Source organism: Acidocella sp. C78 (assembly GCF_907164655.1).
This window is the reverse complement of the sequence record NZ_CAJQZK010000011.1, coordinates 53,343-74,243: the sequence shown is the minus strand read 5'-3', so window position 1 is coordinate 74,243 and position 20,901 is coordinate 53,343. Positions and strand designations below refer to the sequence as shown.

Genomic DNA, 20,901 nt, shown 5'->3' with positions numbered 1-20,901 from the left:
CCCTGCAGCAGACGCCGATCAGGCGTGATGTCGGCCTTGCGCCGCCGCGCCGCAAGAGGGGCTGCGCGCCCTGCCCCGCGCTGCACAAATGTTTTGCCGCCAGAGGGGTTGCGGCGCGAGGCGCGCGGGCTCACGTGCGAGGCGCGCAGGGCGTCCCGGGCCGGCGCGACCAGACCACGGCATCACCCGCGCGGATGTAAACATCCGGCGCGGTAACGTTGCCTTAATGAACACCATCATAGAGACCAGGGCCGGTCCGGGTGGACCGGATGGCGCTCTAGCGGAGATGCAGCCCATGACCACGCGACGTCGCATCGTGCCCGATCACAACCTGAAGGGCATCCGGCCCTATGGCGCGCCCGCCGGCGGCTGGGGCGCGCTGCGCGCCACCGCCAAGGCGATCCGCACCCAGATGGATGCCGGCGACGCCGCCCGCCTGCTGCTGCGCACCAACAAGCCCACCGGGTTCGACTGCCCCGGCTGCGCCTGGCCGGACAAGGAACATACCTCGACCTTCCAGTTCTGCGAGAACGGCGCCAAGGCGGTGACCTGGGAAGCGACGCGCAAGCGCGTCGGCCCCGATTTCTTCGCCGCCCATACGGTGAGCGAGCTGCTCGGCTGGTCGGACCACGCGCTGGAGGATGCCGGGCGGCTGACCCACCCGCTGGCCTATGATCACGCGAGCGACACCTATCGCGAGATCGGCTGGGACGACGCCTTCGCCCGCATCGGCGCGGTGCTGCGCGCCCTGCCCGACCCCAACATGGTGGAGTTCTACACCTCCGGCCGCGCCTCGAACGAGGCGGCGTTTCTCTATCAGTTGTTCGCCCGCGAATATGGCACCAACAATTTCCCCGACTGCTCGAACATGTGCCACGAGGCGACCAGCGTGGGGCTGCCGCAGTCGATCGGGTTCGGCAAGGGCACCGTCTCGCTCGATGATTTCGACCATTGCGACCTGATCATCGCGATGGGGCACAACCCCGGCACCAACCATCCGCGGATGATGGGCACGCTGCACGAGGTGGCGCGGCGCGGGGTGCCGATCATCGTGTTCAACCCGATGCGCGAGCGGGCGCTGGAGCGCTTCGCCGATCCGCAGAACGCGGTGGAGATGGCGACGATGGGGGCGACGCCGATCGCCTCGACCTATCTCAAGGTGCGGGTCGGCGGCGATGCCGCCGCACTCTCGGGCATCATGAAGGCGCTGCTCGAACGCGACGCCGAGGCGGGGCCGGAGGCCGGCATCATCGACCGCGACTTCATCGCAGCACACACCAACGGGTTCGAGGACCTCGCCGCCGACCTGCGCGCGACGCCGTGGGACCGGATCGAGGCGGCGAGCGGGCTGTCGCGCGCCGACCTCGCCACCGTGGCGGAGCATTACGCGCGGGCGAAATCGACCATCGTCACCTATGGCATGGGCATCACCCAGCACTCGACCGGCACGCAGAATGTGCGGCAGATCGCCAACCTGCTGCTGCTGCGCGGCAATTTCGGCCGGCCGGGCGCGGGGATCTGCCCGCTGCGGGGGCATTCCAACGTGCAGGGCGACCGCACCGTGGGGATTACCGAGAAGCCGGGCGAGGCGATGCTGGAGCGGATCGCGCAGCGCTTCGGCTTCACCCCGCCGCGCGCCCACGGGCATGACGCGGTCGCGGCGATGGAGGCGATGCTGCGCGGCGACTCCCGCGCGCTGCTGGCCCTCGGCGGCAATCTCGCCATCGCCATGCCGGACACGGAGAATTGCGCGGCGGCGATGCGGCGGCTCGATCTGGCGGTGCATGTCGCCACCAAGCTCAACCGCTCGCACCTGCTGATCGGCCGGGAATCGATCATCTTGCCCTGCCTCGGCCGGACCGAGGAGGACATCCAGGAGAGCGGGCCGCAGGCGATCACCGTCGAGGATTCGATGTCGATGGTGCATGCCTCGGCCGGCAGGCTCGCGCCGGCCTCGCCGCTGCTGCGCTCGGAGCCGGCGATCGTCGCCGGGATGGCGATGGCCACCCTGCCCCGCAGCACCGTGCCGTGGCGCGAGATGGTGGCCGATTACAGCCTGATCCGCGACGCGATCGAGGCGGTGTTCCCCGATTTCGCCGATTTCAACGCGCGGGTGGCCGTGCCGGGCGGCTTCCGCCTGCCGATCCCGCCGGCCGAGCGGGTGTGGCGCACCGAATCGGGCCGCGCCGAGTTCATGCCGCCGGGCGGCGCCGGCGCGGAACAGGGGACCCTGCTGCTGACCACGATCCGCAGCCATGACCAGTACAACACCACGATCTACGGGATGGATGACCGCTATCGCGGCGTGTTCGGCCGGCGCGACGTCGTGTTCATGAACCGCGCTGACATGGAGCGGCTCGGCATCGAGCATGGCGGGCGCATCGACGTTGCCCATGCCGAGGACGGGGCGCATCGCCTCGCCGGGTTCACCGCCATCGAATACGACATCGCGGAAGGCTCGGTCGCGGCTTATTACCCTGAGGCCAACGTGCTGATGCCGCTGGCCCGACATGACCGGCAGAGCGGCACGCCGACTTACAAATCGGTGCCGGTGACGGTGGCGCCGGGCGCGGCCGGGGCATAGAGCATCATCCGATCAGATGGTGTTCGTCTGATCGGATAAAGATGCTCTGATTATAAATATCATAGAGCATCATCCGATCAGATGGTGTTCGTCTGATCGGATGCGTCTCTCGACTCAACCGCGGTTCGGATAGGCGCGGCTGCGCGCGGCGAGGGTTTCGATCGTCGCGGTATCGGGCGCGTCGTCGGGGATTTCGGCGACCTTGCGGGCCAGCACCCAGGTGCCGACAAAACCGTGATGGCGGGTCAGTTCCATGTCGGCAAGGCCGCGGCCGGGGAACAGCCGCACCAGGTTCGCCGGGTTGCGCATGCCGACATCGACGATCTCGAAGCCGCGCGCCGGGCCGAACAGGATGCGCATCGCCTCGTCCGAATAGCGCCAGAAATCGTTCGGCGTCTCGTGCAGCGGGAAGGTGTGGTGGGTGATGTGGAAGGTCAGGCCGCCCTGGCTGAGCGCGCGGTTGATTTCGGCGGCGACGCGCCAGGGCTCGGCGATGTGTTCCATCACCGCGATCGAGAAGATCCCCTCGAAGGCGGCCCTGCCGGTGGCGGCGGAGAGGGTGTGCGCATCCGCCACCAGGTCGACGCCGGGGGCGGGGTGGATGTCGCAGCCGACATAATGGCAGTCGGGCGCGAATTCGCCGATCCGCGCATAGCTCTCGGGGCCGACGATGCGGGCGCCGATTTCCAGCACCCGGCCGCGCCGCTGGCGCATTTCGTCGATGAAGGGCTGGATCACGCGGCGCGACGGCGGCGGCGGCAGCAGCGGCGGCGGCGCGAGCGGGAGGGAGATTGTGCCGGCATCGGTCTCGATGTCGAGGCAGGCGGGCTGGAAGGGCGGGGTTTCGAGATAGAGGGCGAAGCCGCTATCGGCGATGTCGGGGTAGTGGGACTGCACATCCGGGCGGGGCGCGGGCGGCACCGGATCGGTCCGGCGGTCGCCCACGCGAAGGGAGAGCGCGCGCACCTTCACCGCGTGGGCGTGAACCCAGCCGCAGACATGGACGCCATAGGCGTCGCACCAGAAATGCTCGACCGCGTGGACGAGCGGGAGGGATGGCGCGGGCGGCGGGCGCAGGGTGGCAAGCTCGGATTCCAGTGCCGCGACGCGGTTGTGCAGCGCGCCCTCGCGCGCGGCGATGCGCGCCAGCGGCGGCAGGCGCAGCAATGTTTGCTTCCAGGCCGGCAGCATCAGGCGACCTTGCGGCGGCGACCGGGGGTTCGCGCCGCCGGCTTCGGCAGCAGGGGCGCGAGGAAGCGGGCGGTGTGCGAGCGGGCGACGCCCACGACATCCTCGGGCGTGCCGGCGGCGACGATCTCGCCGCCGCCATCGCCGCCCTCGGGGCCGAGATCGATGATCCAGTCGGCGGTCTTGATGACCTCCAGATTGTGCTCGATGACGATCACGGTGTTGCCGGCATCGACCAGCGCATGGAGGACCTCCAGCAGTTTCCTGACATCCTCAAAGTGCAGTCCTGTTGTCGGCTCGTCAAGAATATAGAGGGTGCGGCCGGTGGCGCGGCGGGCGAGTTCCTTGGCGAGCTTGATGCGCTGCGCCTCGCCGCCGGAAAGGGTGGTCGCGGCCTGGCCGAGCTTGATGTAGCCGAGGCCGACCTTGCCGAGCAGTTCGAGCCGGTCGCGGATGCGGGGCTGGGCGGAGAAATAGCCCATCGCCTCGTCGACATTCATGTCGAGCACATCGGCGATCGACTTGTCGCGGAAGCGGATTTCCAGCGTTTCGCGATTGTAACGTTTTCCCTTGCAGGTGTCGCAGGTGACGAAGACGTCGGGCAGGAAGTGCATCTCGATCTTGAGCACGCCGTCGCCCTGGCAGGCCTCGCAGCGGCCGCCCTTGACGTTGAAGGAGAATCGGCCGGATTTGTAGCCGCGGGCGCGGCTTTCGGGCAGTTCGGCGAACCAGTCGCGGATCGGGGCGAAGAGATCGGTGTAGGTCGCCGGGTTGGAGCGCGGGGTGCGGCCGATCGGCGACTGGTCGATCTCGATGATCTTGTCGAGCAGGTCGAGCCCGTCGAGCCGGTCGAACGGCGCGGGCACCTGGCCCGAGCCCATCAGGCGGCGGGAGACGGCCTTGTAGAGCGTGTCGATCACCAGGGTGGACTTGCCGCCGCCGGAGACGCCGGTGATGGCGGTGAACACGCCGAGGGGGAATTCGCCGGTGACGGTCTTGAGATTGTTGCCGCGCGCGCCGACGAGTTTGAGCATCCGCGCGGGATCGACCGGCCGGCGCCGCGCGGGCACCGCGATGGCGCGGCGGCCGGAGAGATAGTCGCCGGTGAGCGAGCGGGGATTGGCCGCGATGTCCGCCACCGTGCCCTCGGCGATCAGTTCGCCGCCATGCACGCCGGCGCGCGGGCCGATATCGATCACGTGATCGGCGCTGCGGATCGCGTCCTCGTCATGCTCGACGACGAGGACCGTGTTGCCGAGATCGCGCAACCGGCGGAGCGTGCCCAATAACCGCTCGTTATCGCGCTGGTGCAGGCCGATCGAGGGTTCGTCGAGAACATAGAGCACGCCGGTCAGGCCGGAGCCGATCTGGCTGGCGAGGCGGATGCGCTGGCTCTCGCCGCCCGAGAGCGTGGCCGAGCCGCGGGCAAGCGAAAGATAGTCGAGCCCGACATCGACGAGGAATTGCAGCCGCTCGTTGATCTCGCGGAGGATGCGGCGGGCGATGTCCTGGCGCTGCGGGGTCAGCGTGTCGAGCACGGTGGCGAACCAGTCGCGCGCGTCGCGGATCGAGAGATCCGAGGCCTCGGCGATGTTTTTCGTGGCGATGCGGACGGCCAGCGCCTCGTCGCGCAGGCGCGCGCCGTGGCAGCGCCGGCAGGGCCGCTCGGCCTGGTAGCGCGCCAGCTCCTCGCGCACCCAGACGCTGTCGGTCTCGCGCATGCGGCGTTCGAGGTTGCGCACCACCCCCTCGAACGGGCGGGAGACGGCGTAGGCGCGCACGCCATCCTTGTAGGAGAATTCGATTTCGGTGGCACCGGCGCCGAACAGGATCGCCTCGCGCACGGTTTCGGGCAGCTCTTCCCAGGGCGTGGTCAGCTTCACCCGGAAATGCTTCGCGAGGCTGGCCAGCGTCTGTTCGTAGTAAGGCGACTGCGCGTTGGCCCAGGGGGCGATGGCCTGCCCGGCGAGGGGGCGGCGCTCGTCGGGCACGATCAGCGCGGGGTCGAACACGGTTTCGGTGCCGAGGCCGGCGCATTCGGGGCAGGCGCCGTGCGGCGAGTTGAAGCTGAACAGGCGCGGCTCGATCTCCTCGATGGTGAAGCCGGAGACCGGGCAGGCGAAGCGGGCGGAGAACACCGTGCGCTCCCCGGTGTCGGCGGTCTCGGCATAGGCGATGCCATCCGAGAGGGCGAGCGCGGTTTCGAAGGAATCGGCGAGGCGCTGTTCCGCGCCCTCGCGCACGACGATGCGGTCCACCACCGCCTCGATCTCGTGCTTGATCTTCTTGTTGAGCGCCGGCACCTCGGCGATTTCGTGGAGCTTGCCGTCGACCTTCACGCGGGTGAAGCCGCGGCGCTGCAATTCGGCGAGTTCCTTGCGGTATTCGCCCTTGCGGTCGCGCACCACCGGGGCGAGCAGCAGCAGGCGGGTGCCGGGCGGCATCGCCATCACCCGGTCGACCATCTGGCTCACCGTCTGCGCCTCGATCGGCAGGCCGGTGGCCGGCGAATAGGGCACGCCGGCGCGGGCCCAGAGCAGGCGCATGTAGTCGTGGATTTCGGTGACGGTGCCGACGGTGGAGCGCGGGTTGCGCGAGGTGGTTTTCTGCTCGATCGAGATCGCCGGGGAAAGTCCCTCGATACTGTCGACATCCGGCTTGCCCATCAGTTCGAGGAACTGCCGCGCATAGGCGGACAGGCTCTCGACATAGCGGCGCTGGCCCTCGGCGTAGATCGTGTCGAAGGCGAGCGAGGATTTGCCGGAGCCGGACAGGCCGGTGATCACGGTGAGCTGGTCACGCGGGATGCGGACGTCGATATTCTTGAGATTGTGCTCGCGCGCACCGCGCACGGTGATGTAGCCCGACCCTGCCATGAACCGCCTCTGAGACCCCGTTTGTGTTGCCGGATATGGCCCCGCCGGCGCGGGCTGGAAAGAGGCGATCGATCAGGATGACGCCCCGCGCGCGGCGCGCTGGGCGAGGCCGAGCAGCGTCTGCCGGGCGATCAGCTCGGGCATCGCGCCGGTGCGCTTGCAATCGGCCTCGGCGCGCAGGACGCGCTCGATCGCGGCCATGATGGCGGGCTCGCGCCAGCGGGCGGCGGCGGCGAGGGCGGCCGGCTGGCGCTTGAAGAAGACCGGCGGGCGGCGGGCGGCGAGCGCATCGCGCGGGCTGGCGCCGCGGCCGATCGCCTCGGCGACGAGGCGCAGCGCCGCAAGCTCGGAGAGCAGCACCCGCATCACCGCGACCGGCGCGGCCCCTTCCTCGAGGGCGAGGCCGATCGCATGGTCGGCGGCGGCGATGTTGCCGGCGAGCGCCGCATCGATCGCATCCTGCATCGAGGCTGAGCCCTGATCGTCCAGCACCGCCTCGACCGCGGCGAGATCGACCGCGCCGCCCGGCCCGGCATAGAGGGCGAGCCGCTCGGCGGCGTCGCGCAGCGCGCCGGTTTCGCCGCCGAGCCGGCTGGCGGCGAGCGCCAGCGCCTCGCGGCCGATGCCCACACCGGCGGCGCGCAAGGCGGCTTCCAGCGCCGGGCCGCGCGCCGCCCCCTCCGGCGGGTAGCAGGCGATGGCGGCGGCTTCGGGGTGTTTTTCGGCGAGCGCGCGCAGCTTCGAGCGGGCGGCGAGATCGGCCGCCATGCCGATCACCAGCGCATCCCCCCTGCCCTCCAGCGCCGCCTCGACGATCGGGGCCTGACGGTCGGCCGCATCGCGCAGCAGCACCACGCGGCGGCCGCCGCCGAAAGCCTGCGCTCCGGCCTCTTCGGGCAGGCGCTCGGCGGTGTCGGCATCGAGTTCGGTGAGGCGGAACGGATCGTCGAGCGCGCCGGCGACACGTTTCGCAAGGCGCCGCGCCCGCTCGGCGACGAGCGAGGTGTCGGGACCATAGACGAGGACGAAGCGCGCCGCACCGGGATCGGCCAGAAACCGCTCGACGTTGCGGGCGTCGATCTTCAAGCGCCTAGCCCCGGTCGGGGTGATTGCGGAAATAGGCGGCGAGCTGTTCGGTGATCTGCCGGGCGAGGCGCTGGGCGAAGTGGTGGCGCAGCACGCCCTGGTCGAGGGTGGCGGCGAAGTTCTGGTTGTCGATGATGTTGAGCGCGTCCATCGCCTGGGCGGAGCCGCGGGCGATCACCCTGGCGCGGTTGCCTTCCGCCGTCAGCACCCAGCGCGCCGAGGCGATATAGCGGTTGCGGGTGTTGGAGCTGTCGGGCTGGACGCCGATCGGCTGGCCGTACCAACCGCCATAGCTGACCTTGAGGTGGTAGCGGTAGAAGCCGGGCGCGCCGGCGCGCTGGAGATCGGCCTCCAGCGCCTGACGGAGGAGCTGGCCCTGGCGGTCCGGCAGGAGGCCGACATCGATCTGGTCGAGCTGGGCGGAGACCGCGGCGCCGGCGGGGCCGCCGCCGTAGAGCGGGCGGAAGCCGCAGCCGGCGAGCGCGAGCAGCCCGGCGAAGGCCAGGATTTTAGGGCCGGACGACAAAGTTCACGATCCGGTCGGGCACGTGGATGCGCTTGACGATGGTCGCGCCCGCCAGCAGTTGCGCGATTCGCGGCTCGGCCAGCGCCTGCGCGATGGCGGTTTCGGCATCCGCCCCCGGCGGCAGCTCGATCGTGCCGCGCAGCTTGCCCATGATCTGCACCGCCAGCGTCACCGAATCGCGCTTGAGCAGGTCGGGGTCGGCCACCGGCCAGGGCTGGTTGACGACCAGCCCGGCCTCCGGCGCGACCAGCGCGTTCGCCTCCTCGGCGACATGCGGGATGATCGGGGCGGCGAGGCGGATCAGCGCCGACATCGCCTCGCGCCGCGCCGCCGCAAGGCCGGGGGCGGTGCGGCCCTCGGACTCGGCGATGGCGTTGGCCAGCTCGTAGAGCCGGGCGATGGCGACGTTGAAGGCGAAGCCGTCGATCGCCTCGGTCACCGCGGCGATGGTGCGATGCGTCGCCTGGCGCAGCGTGCGGGCCGCGCCCTCGGCGCGTTCCAGCGCCACGTCGTCCGCCCGGTCGGCGGCGACGCTGCGGGCGAGGCGATACAGACGCTGGACATAGCGGAACGCACCCTGGGCGCCGGCCTCGGTCCATTCCACGTCGCGCTCGGGCGGATTGTCCGACAGGACGAACCAGCGCGCGGTGTCGGCGCCGAAACGGGCGATGACGGCCGAGGGATCGACCGTGTTGCGCTTCGATTTCGACATTTTTTCGATCGGGCCGACAATGACCTTGCGGCCATCGAGCGTCGTCGCGTGGTCGGCGTGGCGGATCACCTCCTCGGGGTAGAGCCACTTGCCGTCTTCGGTGCGGTAGCTCTCATGCGTCAGCATGCCCTGGGTGAACAGGCCGGCGAAGGGCTCGGCGACGCCGACCTGGCCGAGCCGGTGCATCGCCCGGGTGAAGAAGCGGGCGTAGAGCAGGTGCAGGATCGCGTGCTCGATGCCGCCGATATAGTGATCGACCGGCATCCAGTGCGAGGTCGCCGCCGGATCGGCCGGCACGGGCGCGTGCGGCGCGCAGAAGCGGGCGAAATACCACGAGGAATCGACGAATGTGTCGAACGTGTCGGTCTCGCGCTGGGCGGCGGCGCCGCATTGCGGGCAGGCGACGTGTTTCCAGCTCGGGTGATGGTCGAGCGCGTTGCCCGGCCGGTCGAACGGGAGATCCTCCGGCAGGCGCACCGGCAGGTGCTTTTCCGGCACGGGAACGGTGCCGCAGACCTCGCAATGGATCATCGGGATCGGGCAGCCCCAGGCGCGCTGGCGGGAGACGCCCCAGTCGCGCAGGCGCCAGTTGACCACGCCCTTGCCGGCGCCGCGCGCCTCAAGCTCGGCGATGGCGCGGGATTTCGCCGCCGTGACGGCGAGACCGTCGAGAAAGCCGGAATTGACGATCGCGCCATCGCCGGTGAAGGCGACATCGCCCACCGCCATGCCGGGATCATCCTTGGGTGCTACGACGACGGTAACGTCCAGCCCGTATTTGCGGGCGAAATCGAGGTCGCGCTGGTCGTGCGCGGGGCAGCCGAAAATCGCCCCGGTGCCGTAATCCATCAGCACGAAATTCGCGATCCAGACCGGGTGGGTGCGCGCGGGGTCGAACGGGTGGACGACGCGCAGGCCGGTATCGAAGCCGCGCTTCTCGGCCGCCTCGATCGCGGCTTCGGAGGTGCCCGCACTCTGGCAGGCGGCGATGAAGGCGGCGGCCTCGGGATTGGTGGCGGCGATGGCGGCGGCGAGCGGATGATCCGGCGCGAGGGCGACGAAGCTCATGCCGAACAGCGTGTCCGGCCGGGTGGAGTAGACCGGCACGCTCTCGATCCCGGCGCAGGGTTCCGTCAGGCGGATCGAGAATTCCGCGCCTTCGGAGCGGCCGATCCAGTTGCGCTGCATGGTGCGCACCCGCTCGGGCCAGTTCTCCAGCGTGTCGAGCCCGGCGAGCAGGTCGTCCGCGAAGTCGGTGATGCGGAAGAACCATTGGCGCAGCTTGCGCTTTTCCACCAGCGCGCCGGATTTCCAGCCCCGCCCGTCGATCACCTGCTCATTGGCGAGGACGGTCATGTCCACCGGGTCCCAGTTCACCGCCGATTCGCGGCGATAGGCGAGGCCGGCGCGCCAGAGATCGAGGAACAGCTTCTGCTGGTGGCCGTAATATTCAGGGTCGCAGGTGGCGAATTCGCGCGACCAGTCGACCGAGAGGCCGACGCGCTTGAGATCGGCCTTCATCGCCGCGATGTTGTCGCGGGTCCATTTGGCGGGATCGACATTGCGCTCGCGCGCCGCGTTCTCGGCCGGCAGGCCGAACGCGTCCCACCCCATCGGGTGGAGAACGTCGTAGCCCTGGGCGCGGCGGGCGCGGGCGATCACGTCGCCGATCGCGTAGTTGCGGACATGGCCCATGTGGATTTTCCCCGACGGATAGGGGAACATTTCCAGCACGTAGCATTTGCGTCGGCCGCCCTGCGGGGCGTCGGCGGTGGTGAAGCTGTTCCGCGCCTCCCATTCGGCCTGCCAGCGCGCCTCGGCGGCGGAAAAATCGTAGGCGCCGGACTCGTGCGTGGTCTGGTCCATCGATCAGCCGTTCAGCTGGCCGGCGGCCTTGAGCTGGGCGGCGCGGGCGAGGATGCGGTCCTCGATGCCGCTGGCGACCGCCGGGTCCACCGGCTGATCGACCCAGGCGCCGCCGCTGCGGCCCTGCTCGAACACCGAGACCTTGAGGTTGTTGGCGGCGAGGGTGGTGCCGAGCACGTAGGCGGTGACCTTGAAGCGCTGGCCGGTGGTGCCGGGCGGGGAATACCAGTCGGAGATGATGACGCCGGCGAAGGGATCGGCCGAGGCGAGCGGCATGAAGCTCAGCGTGTCGAGCGAGGCGCGCCAGAGATAGGCATTGACCGCAACACCGGTCTGCCCGGCCGGGCTCTTGCCGCCGAGGCTGAACAGCGAGCCGAGGCCGCCGCCATTGCCGCTCGACGCCATTGCCTGGGGCACCCGGTAGGACTGCATGCTCGGCAGGTTGGGCTGCTGCGCGTTGCTGCACGCCACGAGCGCCAGGGCGGAGGCCAGCGACGCGGCTTTCAGGGCGGTCCGCAGGAAATGGTTCGGGCAGGTCATGTCTGGAAAGCGCACATTCGTCTCCGCAGTTCGGACCGGAGGATCCGGCCGGCAACGATGGTCTTTAACCCTGCGGCGCGGCCGCGCCAAGGGCTGGGCGGCGCTGGGGGCCGGGCAAAAGAAAAGGGCGGCGGATCGCTCCGCCGCCCCATCTGAACACCTTGCGGGTCAGATTACCACTTCAGAGCGGCACCGAGGCTGATCGCCTGGGACTGCACGTTGTTCTTCAGAGCCGTCGTGCTGTTCGACGCGAAGGTGTAGCCAGCCTGGTGACGGTGACCATAGAGGTAGGTCGCATACAGGCCGAGGTTCTTGCTGAGCGCGTAGTTGGCGCCGACGGCAACACCGTAGTCGGTCTCGGTGCGGCCGAGGCCGGAGCCCATCGTGTAGGCGCCAGCGGACTGGTTGTTGAAGTAGTAGGCGCCGACCGTGTAGGGGCCCATGTCGTAGATGCCAGTCACTTCATAGAAGGTCAGGTCGCGCTGGCCGGCCATCAGGAAGTGCATGCCGTTGTTGACCTGGCCGGACTTCGCGTTCACGCCGAGGGTGAAGCCGGCATACTTGACCTGGCCGGACAGTTCGTTGATGCCCATCGACTTGTAGTTCAAGCCGAGACCGGTGCTGTTGCCGATCGGCGCGGCGTGCAGGTAGTCATACGCGAGGGTGACGCCGACGCCGTTGAACTCGCCGGAGTATTCGATGCCGCCGGTGACGGTGTTCTTGCGGCGGGAAGCATCGCCAGCAGCGCTCGCCAGCGTGGCGCAGTTGGTGCTGCCGATGGCGCAAATCTCGCCCTGCTTGAAGCCGTTCGAGTTCGGCTCATAGTCGAAGCCGGCCTGGAAGCCCGCCATCTTCGGCGAGATATAGACGATCTTGTTGGTGGTGTAGAGCGCGCCGGTCGAGGTGAAGAGGCCCGAGGGAGCGTCCGGCGAGGGAACGGCGGCGCCGACGCCACCATCGGAGTTCCACAGGTTGCCGTCACCGAAATTGTAGTATTCGCCGGTGGAGAGCAGCCACCAGATGCCGTCGGTCTGGCCGAAGCGGACGAAGCCGGTCTGCGGCGTGCCAACATAGGCGAAGGCGCGACGGATCGCGAGGCCGGTCAGGCTGCCGCTGGCGCTGTTCTCGACGATACCGGTGCCGGCATTGCTGTAGGCCGTGCGCAGCTCGATGTGCGCGCCGTACTGGATGCCGTTCTCGGTGGTGCCGTCGAAGCCCGGATACAGGCGGATGAAGCCGGACATGCCGACCGGGTTCAGCTTGGTGCCGCCCTGGACGCTGTCGCCGGAGGCGCCGATCATGTTGATCTGGTCGTTGATCAGGCCGTTGAGATAGACGTGGATCGAGCCCGGGGCCGGAGCCTTGGCAGCCTGGGCGTGGGCGGCGCCGGACGCCGCGACCATCAAGCCGAGCGACGCGGCAGACGCCAGAAGATACTTGCGCATTCAAACCTCCATTGTGCCGGCGAAACCGGCGTGAACCCTGCGCCGCCTGTGCCGTATCAGAAACCGGGATTGATCGCGGCCGGGCAGCGGACAAGCGGATAAAAGGCATTTCAGTCTCAGGAAGCAACATGCGCGCGGCCGGAGCCGGGCTATTTAGGTGCGCTGTTGTATCAAGGCCACAGTGTATGGCGCTGAATTGCCAGCGCTCCGATGGCGCCCCCGCCGGCGCAGGAGGGGCCGAGCGCGCGCAGACGGCGGCCGCACACGCCGCCGAGCGCGATCACCGGCAGCCCCGCCCCGCGGGCCAGCGCCGCCCAGCGCACCGGGCCGAGGGCGGGCGCGCCGGGATGGCTCGCGGTGGGAAAGGCCGGCGAAAGAAACACCAGATCGGCGCCGGCGCGGCGGGCGCGGACAAGCTCCGCCCGGTCATGCGCGGAGGCGGTAATCCAGCCGCCGCCGGGGGATCGGGGGGCGGCGGGGAGCGCGCGCGCGCCGCGGCGCAGATGCACCCCGGCATGCAGGCGCGCGGCGAGGCCGGGCGCTGCGGCGACCACCAGCGCGATCCGCCGCGCGCGGCAGAGCCGGGCGATGGCGACGGCGCGCGCCGCCACGGGTTCATCGCGCAGCACCACGCCGGACAGGCCGGGCGGGAGCGCCGCGATCGCGGCCAGCGGGTCGGGCAGGCGGGCGGGGTCGGTGAACAGCCACAGCGTGGGGTGGCGGGCGCGGCGGCGGCGCTTGACCGCCCGCGTCGCCGCGATCAGTTGTTCATCCATGAGCGAATTCAGCCCCGAGACGATCAGGCCCGCCCTCGACTCGATCCGCGCGCGGATCGCCCGCGCCGCGCAGGGACGCGCGGTGACGCTGATCGCGGTGTCGAAGACCAAGCCGGTCGCGGCGATCGAGGCGGCACTCGGCGCCGGGCAACTCGTGTTCGGCGAGAACCGGGTGCAGGAGGCGGCGGCGAAGTTCCCACTGCTGCGCCCGGCGCATCCGGGCCTCGAACTGCACCTGATCGGGCCGTTGCAGACCAACAAGGCGCGCGAGGCGGTGGAGTTGTTCGACTGCATCGATTCGCTCGACCGGCCGAAGCTGGCGGATGCGCTGGAGGCGGCGGCGGCGCGCGCCGGACGGATGCCGCGGCTGCTGGTGCAGGTGAATGTCGGCGACGAGACGCAGAAGGCCGGAGTGAGCATGGCCGAGGCGGATGGCTTCATCCGCGCGATGCGCGCCCGGTTCGGCGAGCGCCTGCACGGGCTGATGGCGATTCCCCCGCTCGGCGCCGATCCCGCGCCCTATTTCCGCACCCTCGTCGCCATGGCCGACACGCACGGGCTGGCGGTGCGCTCGATCGGCATGTCCGACGATTTCGAGACCGCGATCGCCTGCGGGGCGACCGAGGTGCGGGTCGGCTCGGCGCTGTTCGGCGCGCGCCACGCGCCTCAATAGCCCGCGGCGAAATCGACCAGCGTGGGCGGGACGCGCCCGGCGGCGAGTGTGCGCAGCGACGCGAAGAAGCTGGCCAGCGTCGCCGCGTTGTAGCGGGCCGGATCGTCCGACGAGATATGCGGCGTCATGATCAGGTTGGGCGTGTCCCAGACCGGATCGTCCGGCGGGACCGGCTCGGTGGCGAAGACGTCGAGCACCGCGCCGGCGATGGCGCCATCGCGCAGCGCGGCGCAGAGCGCGGGCTGATCGAGCAGCGCGCCGCGGCCCATGTTGATCACCCCGGCATGCGCGGGCAGCAGCGCCAGCCGCCGCGCATCGAGCAGGTTGCGCGTCGCCGCGGTGAGCGGACAGGCGAGGAGCAGGAAATCGGTGTGGGGCAGGATCAGGTCGAGATCGGCGACCGGCCTGGTCGCGTCGCAATCGGGATGCGGGGCGGCGCCGTTGCGGACACCGGTGACATGGATGCCGAATTGCCGCGCCCGGCGCGCCGCGCCGCCGCCGAGCCCGCCGACGCCGACGATCGTCGCGCGCATGCCGGCCACCGTGCCGGAGGCGCGGCGCTGCCAGCGATGGGCGCGCTGGTCGGTCGCGAAGGCGGGCATGTGGGTCGCCAGCATCAGCATCGCCATGATCGCGAACTCGCCGGCGCGGTCGGCGTGCACGCCGCGATTGTTCAGCAGCATCACCCCCTCGGGGATCATGTCGAACGGGGCGAGCGGGTCGACGCCGGCGGAGGTGGACTGGATCAGGCGCAGCTTTGGCGCGATCGAGAGATCGAGCCGGCGGATGGCGGCAGGGGTGGCGATCAGCGCCTCGATCCCGGGGGCGGCGGCGGCGAAATCGGCCTCGGTCTCGCCCACGGTCAGGGTGTGGCCCGCGCCGATGTCGCCGGCGAGGGCGGCGGCCTCGTGAAATTCGGGCGCCGTCAGCTTGAGATAGGGGCTGTCGGCGAATTCCTGGATGTGGATGTGCATGCTTACCCCGGCTGGTGAAATCCGAAATGCAGGAGAAGGAAGATCAGCCCGCCGGCGAGGAAGCCGACCAGCGTGCCGTTGACGCGGATATATTGCAGGTCCTTGCCGACGCGCAGTTCGAGCCGTTCGGTGATCGTCGCGGCGTCCCAGTTGCCGATGACGCGGCCGATGAAGCCGGCGATCTCGGCCTGCGCGCCGGGCATGAGGCGGGTGACGACCATGCCCGCGCCGGCGGAGATGCGCGCGCGCATCGTGGGGTCCTCGGCGAGCAGGGCGCCGAAATTGGCGAGGGCGCCGGCGATCAGAAGCTGCGCGTGGCCGCCCGGCCGTGCGGCGTCCGCCGCGATCGCCGCGCGAAGCCGCGCCCACAGATCCGCCCCCCAGGCGCGCACGCTCTCATGCCCGACCACGCCGCGCAGGGCGGCGCCGAGTTCGGCGGCGCGGGCGGGATCATCGGTGAGGCGGACGATCTCGCGGCGGACCCATTCATCGAAGGCGGCGCGCAGCTCGGAGCCATCGGGGTCGACGCGCTCCAGCTCGGTGTTGAGCGCGGTGACGACGCGCGCGGCGATATTCGCGCCGACCGCCCAGCCGACCAGCGCGCCGCCCTGCTCGCGCACGCGCTCGCGCACCGCCTGTTTCAGCTCGGCCTCGCGGCTTTGCAGCAGCAGGCGGAGCTGGCCGAGGATGAAGCTGAACACCTCCTGATGGCGTCCGCTCTCGACCAGCGAGGCGAGCGCGCGGGCGACGAGGCGGCCGGCGGTCGGCCCGCCCGCCATGCGCGGCAGCAGGCGGCCGAGCACCCGCCGCGCGCGGCCATCCTCGACCGAATCGAGCAGGCGCGGCAGTGCCCCGGCGATGGCTTCCGCCAACGGCGCCGACATCGCCGGATCGGCGAGGAAGCGGCCGAGCAGGGCCGGAATGTCGAGCCCGGCGAGAAACCGCGTCACGTCGGCGCCGGTGAAGACATGGGTGGCGACGAAGCGGCCCAGCGCGGCGCCGAGCCGCTCCTTCTGCGCCGGCAGGATGGCGGTGTGCGGAATCGGCAGGCCGAGCGGGTGGCGGAACAGCGCGGTGACGGCGAACCAGTCGGCGAGGCCGCCGATCAGCCCGGCCTTGGCGGCATCGCGCAGGAACAGGGCGGCGGGGCCGGGCTTCAGCGCGTATCCCGCCGCCATCAGCGCCGCCATCAGCGCGAGCAGGCCGGTCGCGAAGGCGCGGTGCCGGAACAGCGAGCGGCGGAGTGCGGCGTCGGGGTCGGGTGTGGTCATGGCGCTGGTGTGGCCCGATCCGCCGCGGCGGGCAACCCGTGCGCCACGGCGCGGGATCAGCCCAGCAGGCGCAGGAGCACGAGGCCGGACGCGGCGAAACCGGCGCTGGCGAGGAAGGTCGCCGCCGGGCCGGCGACGCTCCAGGCGAGGCCGGCGATCAGGCTCGCGGCCAGCAGGGCGAGACCGCCGGCGAGGTGGAACACGCCGAACGCCGTGCCGCGCGCGGCCGCGGGTGCGGCATCGGAGACCAGCGCCGAGAGCACGCCCTGGGTCAGCCCCATATGCAGGCCGAACAGGGCGATGCCGAGCAGGCCGACCACGAGGCCGGGGGCGAAGGCGAGGCAGAGATCGGCGAGGATGAGCACGCCGAACCCGGCGGCGAGCACGCCCCGCCGATCCAGCCGGTCGGCCAGGCGGCCGGCCGGATAGGCGGCGAGGCCGTAGACCACGTTCATCACCACCAGCACCGCCGGGGTGAGCGCCAGCGGCAGGCCGAGGCTGCGGGCGCGCAGGACGAGGAACGCCTCGCCGAAGCGGGCGAGCGTGAGCACCGCGCCGGCCAGCACGACGGCGCGAAAGTGCGGGCCGAGGGCGGCGAATTCGCGGGCGCGCAGCGGCAGGCGGGCGGGCGGGCGATCCGGCTTCGGCGGCGGTTCGCGCACCGCGACCGCGAGCAGAAGCACGGCGGCGAGGCCGAAGGGCAGCGCCAGCCAGAAGACGAGGCGGATATTGTCGCCGCTCGCCGCCATCAGCGCGATCGCGAGCAGCGGGCCGGCGAAGGCGCCGACCGTATCGAGCGACTGGCGCAGGCCGAACGCCGCCCCGCTCATGCCGGGCGGCGCGAGGTCGCCCACCAGCGCATCGCGCGGGGCGCCGCGCACGCCCTTGCCGATCCGGTCGAACACGCGCGCGCCCAGCACCACGCCCGCCACCGGCGCCAGCGCGAAGACCGGCTTCGACAGCGCGCCCATCGCATAGCCGGCGATGGCCAGCGGCTTGCGCCGGCCGAGCCGGTCACTCAGCCAGCCGGAGAACATCTTGACGATCGAGGCCGTGCCCTCGCCCAGCCCCTCGACCAGCCCGACCATTTCGGTGCCGGCGCCGAGCGTGACGACGAGGAAGACCGGCAGCAGCGCGTGGACCATCTCGGACGAGATGTCCATCAGCAGGCTGACGCAGCCGAGCGCCCAGATGGCGCGCGGCAGGCGCGGGCGCGCAAGGCCCGATTCGGCCGGGGCGCTCATGCCGCCCGCGCGTCAGTCGAGGCGTCGTGCCGCCCGCGCGGGCGCCGCCAGGCCCAATCCGTCATCGCCGGTCCTCCTGATCCGCAGGTAGGACGATCTGCGGGACGATGCCAAGCCCGGCCCTGGTCAGCCCGGCCGGCTCAGCCGGCGGCGGCGCGGGGACGGGCCGGGAAGGCCAGCACCGGGCGGCCGCTGGTGAAGGCGCCGACGCGCTCGATGATCGCGGCGGCGTCGATGCCGTTGGCGCGGTAGAGATCGGCGATGGTGCCGGTCTGGCCGAAGCGCTCGACGCCGAGCGGCAGCACCGCATGGCCGGCGACGCCGCCGAGCCAGGACAGGGTGGCGGGATGGCCGTCGATCACCGTGACGATGCGGCAGCCGCGCGGGAGCGGGGCGAGCAGGCGCTCGGCGAGCGAACTCGCCGCCGCGCCGCGGCAGCGCGCGCGCTGGGACGCGCTCCAACCGGCGTGCAGGCGGTCGGCCGAGGTGATGGCGAGCACGCCGATATCGCGCCGGCTTTCCGCCAGCGCCCCGGCGGCGCGGATCGCCTCCGGCGCCACCACCCCCTGATAGGCGATGACGAGTTCGGCGTTCGGCCCCGGCTCGCGCAGCCAGTAGGCGCCGTCGGTCGCGCCCTGCCGCCAGGCGGCGCCGCGCCGGCCCGGCTGCTCGACCGGGTTGGTGGACAGGCGCAGATAGACCGAGCCGCCCGCCGCATCGGCAAGGCCAGTGGCCGGATCGGTCATCTCGCCGCCGTCGCGCTGGAGATGCTCGAACGCCCATTCCATGATGACGGCCAGCTCGTCGGCGAAGGCCGGCTCGAAGGCGGCGAGGCCGGGCTGGGTCATGCCGATCGCGGGCGTGCCGATCGACTGGTGCGCGCCGCCCTCGGGGGCGAGGGTGACGCCGGAGGGCGTGCCGACCAGCAGGAAGCGGGCATCCTGGTAGCAGGCGTAGTTCAGCGCATCGAGCCCGCGGGCGATGAACGGATCGTAGACGGTGCCGATGGGGATGAGGCGGCGGCCGAACAGCGAACGGGCGAGGCCGGCGGCGGCGAGCAGCAGCATCAGGTTGGTCTCGGCGATGCCGAGTTCGAGATGCTGGCCCTCGGGCGCGAAATCCCAACGCGCGGTCGAGGGGATTTTCTCGGCGCGGAACAGGTCCGCCATCGCCTCGCGGGCGAACAGGCGGCGGCGGTTCACCCAGGGGCCGAGCGAGGTGGTGCCGGTGACGTCGGGCGAGGTGGTGAGAATGCGCGACGCGAGCGCACTGTCGCCGCGGGCGAGATCATCAAGGATGCGGCCGAACGCGGCCTGGGTGGAGATCTCGCGCTCGCCGGGTGCGGCAAGGGGGGGGACCGGCAGGTGCGCATCATCGTGCCGGCGGCGGCCGGCGGCGAAGAAGGGCACCGCGTCGAGCCAGGCGCGGAAGCCTTCCACGTCCGCGACCGCGGCGAAACGCTCCCATTCCTCGCCCGGCCTCACGCCCATGTGGCGCTGCCAGGCCCGCATCTGCTCGACCGTCATCACCCCGCCGTGATTGTCCTTGTGCCCGGCGATCGGCGTGCCCCAGCCCTTGATCGTGTAGGCGAGGAAGCAGGTCGGGCGGTCGTGATCGATGGCGGCGAAGGTGTCCGCCATGGTCTGCACGCAGTTGCCGCCGAGATTTTCCATCAGCGCGGCCAGCTCGGCATCGCTGCGCCGGGCGATCAGCGCCGAGACCGCGCCCTGGTCGCCCAGCTCGTCGAGCAGGCGCCGGCGCCAGGCGGCGCCGCCCTGGAAGGTGAGTGCTGCGTAGCGCTGGTTGGGGCAGGAATCGATCCAGCATCGCAGCGCCTCGCCGCCCGGCTCGGCGAAGGCCGCGCGCTGCAACGCGCCGTATTTGATCCGCACCACGTCCCAGCCAAAGGCCTCGAAGATCTTCTCGATGCGCTGCCACAGCCCCTCGCGGGCCACGCCGTCGAGCGACTGGCGGTTATAGTCGATCACCCACCAGACATCGCGCAGCCCGTTCTTCCAGCCTTCCTGGAGGCATTCGTGGATGTTGCCCTCGTCGATCTCGGCATCGCCCATCAGCGCGACCATGCGGCCGCGCCGCAGATCCCGCCCCCAGGGCTTCGCCGCGATATAGTCCTGAACCAGGGAGGCGAAGGAGGTGATGGCGACGCCGAGCCCGACCGAGCCGGTGGAAAAATCGACGTCGTCATCGTCCTTGGTGCGGCTCGGATAGCTCTGGGTGCCGCCGAAGCCGCGGAAAGTCTCCAGTCGCGCGCGCGTGGTGTTGCCCATCAGGTATTGCATCGCGTGGAACACCGGGGCGGCGTGCGGCTTGACCGCGATGCGGTCTTCCGGGCGGAGCGCGGTGAAATAGAGCGCCGCCATGATACTCACCATCGAGGCGGAGGAGGCCTGGTGCCCGCCAATCTTGATGCCGTCCGCCTTCGGCCGGAGGTGGTTGGCGTTGTGGATCATCCAGTGCGACAGCCAGAGCAGGCGCTGTTCGGCGGTTTTCAGATGCGGCGTCATTCGCGGTCTCCCGGCGTGAGGGCGGTGCGCCGAGTGTAGGCGGGCGGGCGGAGCGAATCCTTGCGATTCGCGCGCGTGAAGGCGATATTGTGGTGAAATTTTTCATGGATTTTTATGATCATGGTGAAATCCGGCACGATCGATGATTTCGATAGGGAGATTCTGTCCACGCTGCGGAGCGATGCGCGGATCTCCATGCTCGACCTCGCCGAGCGGGTCGGGCTGAGTGCGACGCCGGTGGCCCGCCGCGTGCGCCGGCTGGAGCGCGAGGGCATCATCCGCGGCTATACCGTGATGATCGACGAGGCGGCGCTCGGCTACGATGTCTCGGTGTTCGTCTCGGTGAAGCTGGACAAGCAGGTGGACGACGCGCTGGTGCGCTTCGAGGCGGCGATCGCCTCGTTTCCGGAAGTGGTCGATTGCTGGCTGATGACGGGCAGCCGCGACTATCTGCTGCGGGTGGTGACGACGAGCCTTGCCGGGTTCGAGCAGTTCCTGGTCGGGCAGCTGACGCGGGTGCGGGGTGTGGCCTCGATCGAGAGTTCGATCCCGCTGCGCCGGGTCAAGGCCGGGGTGTCGCGCGCGGCCTGAAGGGGCGGCGCGAACGGCGCGCCG

The 20,901-nt window shown here is 70.6% G+C and carries 16 protein-coding genes; 3 read left to right on the top strand and 13 right to left on the bottom strand.

Annotated features, from left to right (window positions below; all coding sequences use genetic code 11):
* Window positions 1–295: 295 nt before the first annotated feature.
* Window positions 296–2,584: an FdhF/YdeP family oxidoreductase gene (locus tag ACIDOCELLA78_RS000000104700; protein WP_249675749.1), complete on the top strand. Its 2,289-nt coding sequence runs from the start codon at window positions 296–298 to the stop codon at window positions 2,582–2,584.
* 114 nt (window positions 2,585–2,698) lie between these two features.
* Here the strand turns inward: ACIDOCELLA78_RS000000104700 and ACIDOCELLA78_RS000000104695 are convergent, their stop codons facing one another.
* The 8 genes from ACIDOCELLA78_RS000000104695 to ACIDOCELLA78_RS000000104660 all read right to left on the bottom strand — a co-directional run bounded on the left by ACIDOCELLA78_RS000000104695 (window position 2,699) and on the right by ACIDOCELLA78_RS000000104660 (window position 13,599).
* The gene (locus ACIDOCELLA78_RS000000104695) at window positions 2,699–3,775 is read right to left on the bottom strand and encodes a bifunctional 2-polyprenyl-6-hydroxyphenol methylase/3-demethylubiquinol 3-O-methyltransferase UbiG (RefSeq protein WP_201728600.1); all 1,077 of its coding nucleotides are present in this window, start codon (window positions 3,773–3,775) and stop codon (window positions 2,699–2,701) included.
* Window positions 3,775–6,648 carry an excinuclease ABC subunit UvrA gene (gene uvrA, locus ACIDOCELLA78_RS000000104690; RefSeq protein WP_201728599.1) on the bottom strand — a complete coding sequence of 958 codons (2,874 nt, stop codon included), beginning with the start codon at window positions 6,646–6,648 and terminating at the stop codon, window positions 3,775–3,777. The genes ACIDOCELLA78_RS000000104695 and uvrA overlap by 1 nt, the downstream gene beginning before the upstream one ends.
* Window positions 6,649–6,720: 72 nt before the next feature.
* Complete coding sequence (gene holA / locus ACIDOCELLA78_RS000000104685; protein WP_201728598.1) at window positions 6,721–7,734, bottom strand: DNA polymerase III subunit delta; 1,014 nt, start codon at window positions 7,732–7,734, stop codon at window positions 6,721–6,723.
* 4 nt (window positions 7,735–7,738) lie between these two features.
* A complete protein-coding gene (locus tag ACIDOCELLA78_RS000000104680) occupies window positions 7,739–8,260 on the bottom strand; it encodes a hypothetical protein (protein ID WP_201728597.1) in 522 nt (173 codons plus the stop codon).
* Window positions 8,244–10,838: a leucine--tRNA ligase gene (gene leuS / locus ACIDOCELLA78_RS000000104675; RefSeq protein ID WP_201728596.1), complete on the bottom strand. Its 2,595-nt coding sequence runs from the start codon at window positions 10,836–10,838 to the stop codon at window positions 8,244–8,246. The genes ACIDOCELLA78_RS000000104680 and leuS overlap by 17 nt, the downstream gene beginning before the upstream one ends.
* Window positions 10,839–10,841: 3 nt before the next feature.
* Window positions 10,842–11,378 carry a DUF3576 domain-containing protein gene (locus ACIDOCELLA78_RS000000104670; protein ID WP_374223249.1) on the bottom strand — a complete coding sequence of 179 codons (537 nt, stop codon included), beginning with the start codon at window positions 11,376–11,378 and terminating at the stop codon, window positions 10,842–10,844.
* Window positions 11,379–11,551: 173 nt separating this feature from the next.
* Window positions 11,552–12,823 (bottom strand): porin, encoded by a 1,272-nt coding sequence (locus ACIDOCELLA78_RS000000104665; protein WP_201728594.1) that lies wholly within the window; start codon window positions 12,821–12,823, stop codon window positions 11,552–11,554.
* Window positions 12,824–12,993: 170 nt separating this feature from the next.
* The gene (locus ACIDOCELLA78_RS000000104660) at window positions 12,994–13,599 is read right to left on the bottom strand and encodes a thiamine phosphate synthase (protein ID WP_201728593.1); all 606 of its coding nucleotides are present in this window, start codon (window positions 13,597–13,599) and stop codon (window positions 12,994–12,996) included.
* On the opposite strand from ACIDOCELLA78_RS000000104660, the gene ACIDOCELLA78_RS000000104655 reads away from it, so the two are divergent.
* Window positions 13,598–14,272: a YggS family pyridoxal phosphate-dependent enzyme gene (locus tag ACIDOCELLA78_RS000000104655; RefSeq protein ID WP_201728592.1), complete on the top strand. Its 675-nt coding sequence runs from the start codon at window positions 13,598–13,600 to the stop codon at window positions 14,270–14,272. The two genes, ACIDOCELLA78_RS000000104660 and ACIDOCELLA78_RS000000104655, sit on opposite strands and share 2 nt — an antisense overlap.
* On the opposite strand, the gene ACIDOCELLA78_RS000000104650 is transcribed toward ACIDOCELLA78_RS000000104655, so the two are convergent.
* From ACIDOCELLA78_RS000000104650 to ACIDOCELLA78_RS000000104630, 5 genes are all read right to left on the bottom strand, one after another.
* Complete coding sequence (locus ACIDOCELLA78_RS000000104650; protein WP_201728591.1) at window positions 14,266–15,246, bottom strand: NAD(P)-dependent oxidoreductase; 981 nt, start codon at window positions 15,244–15,246, stop codon at window positions 14,266–14,268. The genes ACIDOCELLA78_RS000000104655 and ACIDOCELLA78_RS000000104650 overlap by 7 nt on opposite strands.
* A gap of 2 nt (window positions 15,247–15,248) precedes the next feature.
* The gene (locus ACIDOCELLA78_RS000000104645; RefSeq protein ID WP_201728590.1) at window positions 15,249–16,517 is read right to left on the bottom strand and encodes a DUF445 domain-containing protein; all 1,269 of its coding nucleotides are present in this window, start codon (window positions 16,515–16,517) and stop codon (window positions 15,249–15,251) included.
* Window positions 16,518–16,573: 56 nt separating this feature from the next.
* A complete protein-coding gene (locus ACIDOCELLA78_RS000000104640) occupies window positions 16,574–17,761 on the bottom strand; it encodes an MFS transporter (protein ID WP_201728589.1) in 1,188 nt (395 codons plus the stop codon).
* Between the two features lie 140 nt (window positions 17,762–17,901).
* A complete protein-coding gene (locus tag ACIDOCELLA78_RS000000104635) occupies window positions 17,902–20,286 on the bottom strand; it encodes a transketolase (protein WP_201728588.1) in 2,385 nt (794 codons plus the stop codon).
* Window positions 20,283–20,423 (bottom strand): hypothetical protein, encoded by a 141-nt coding sequence (locus ACIDOCELLA78_RS000000104630; protein ID WP_214006280.1) that lies wholly within the window; start codon window positions 20,421–20,423, stop codon window positions 20,283–20,285. Before ACIDOCELLA78_RS000000104630 ends, ACIDOCELLA78_RS000000104635 begins: the two co-directional genes overlap by 4 nt.
* Here ACIDOCELLA78_RS000000104630 and ACIDOCELLA78_RS000000104625 point away from each other — a divergent pair.
* A complete protein-coding gene (locus ACIDOCELLA78_RS000000104625; RefSeq protein ID WP_201728587.1) occupies window positions 20,407–20,877 on the top strand; it encodes an Lrp/AsnC family transcriptional regulator in 471 nt (156 codons plus the stop codon). The two genes, ACIDOCELLA78_RS000000104630 and ACIDOCELLA78_RS000000104625, sit on opposite strands and share 17 nt — an antisense overlap.
* Window positions 20,878–20,901 lie beyond the last annotated feature (24 nt).

Coding starts and splice junctions, on each gene's coding strand:
- leuS (WP_201728596.1), bottom strand. CDS start 10,838: ATGGACCAGACCACGCACGAGTCCGGCGCCTACGATTTTTCCGCCGCC.
- ACIDOCELLA78_RS000000104625 (WP_201728587.1), top strand. CDS start 20,407: ATGGTGAAATCCGGCACGATCGATGATTTCGATAGGGAGATTCTGTCC.
- ACIDOCELLA78_RS000000104655 (WP_201728592.1), top strand. CDS start 13,598: ATGAGCGAATTCAGCCCCGAGACGATCAGGCCCGCCCTCGACTCGATC.
- ACIDOCELLA78_RS000000104645 (WP_201728590.1), bottom strand. CDS start 16,517: ATGACCACACCCGACCCCGACGCCGCACTCCGCCGCTCGCTGTTCCGG.
- ACIDOCELLA78_RS000000104695 (WP_201728600.1), bottom strand. CDS start 3,775: ATGCTGCCGGCCTGGAAGCAAACATTGCTGCGCCTGCCGCCGCTGGCG.
- ACIDOCELLA78_RS000000104640 (WP_201728589.1), bottom strand. CDS start 17,761: ATGAGCGCCCCGGCCGAATCGGGCCTTGCGCGCCCGCGCCTGCCGCGC.
- uvrA (WP_201728599.1), bottom strand. CDS start 6,648: ATGGCAGGGTCGGGCTACATCACCGTGCGCGGTGCGCGCGAGCACAAT.
- ACIDOCELLA78_RS000000104665 (WP_201728594.1), bottom strand. CDS start 12,823: ATGCGCAAGTATCTTCTGGCGTCTGCCGCGTCGCTCGGCTTGATGGTC.
- ACIDOCELLA78_RS000000104700 (WP_249675749.1), top strand. CDS start 296: ATGACCACGCGACGTCGCATCGTGCCCGATCACAACCTGAAGGGCATC.
- ACIDOCELLA78_RS000000104635 (WP_201728588.1), bottom strand. CDS start 20,286: ATGACGCCGCATCTGAAAACCGCCGAACAGCGCCTGCTCTGGCTGTCG.
- ACIDOCELLA78_RS000000104660 (WP_201728593.1), bottom strand. CDS start 13,599: ATGGATGAACAACTGATCGCGGCGACGCGGGCGGTCAAGCGCCGCCGC.
- ACIDOCELLA78_RS000000104650 (WP_201728591.1), bottom strand. CDS start 15,246: ATGCACATCCACATCCAGGAATTCGCCGACAGCCCCTATCTCAAGCTG.
- ACIDOCELLA78_RS000000104670 (WP_374223249.1), bottom strand. CDS start 11,378: ATGACCTGCCCGAACCATTTCCTGCGGACCGCCCTGAAAGCCGCGTCG.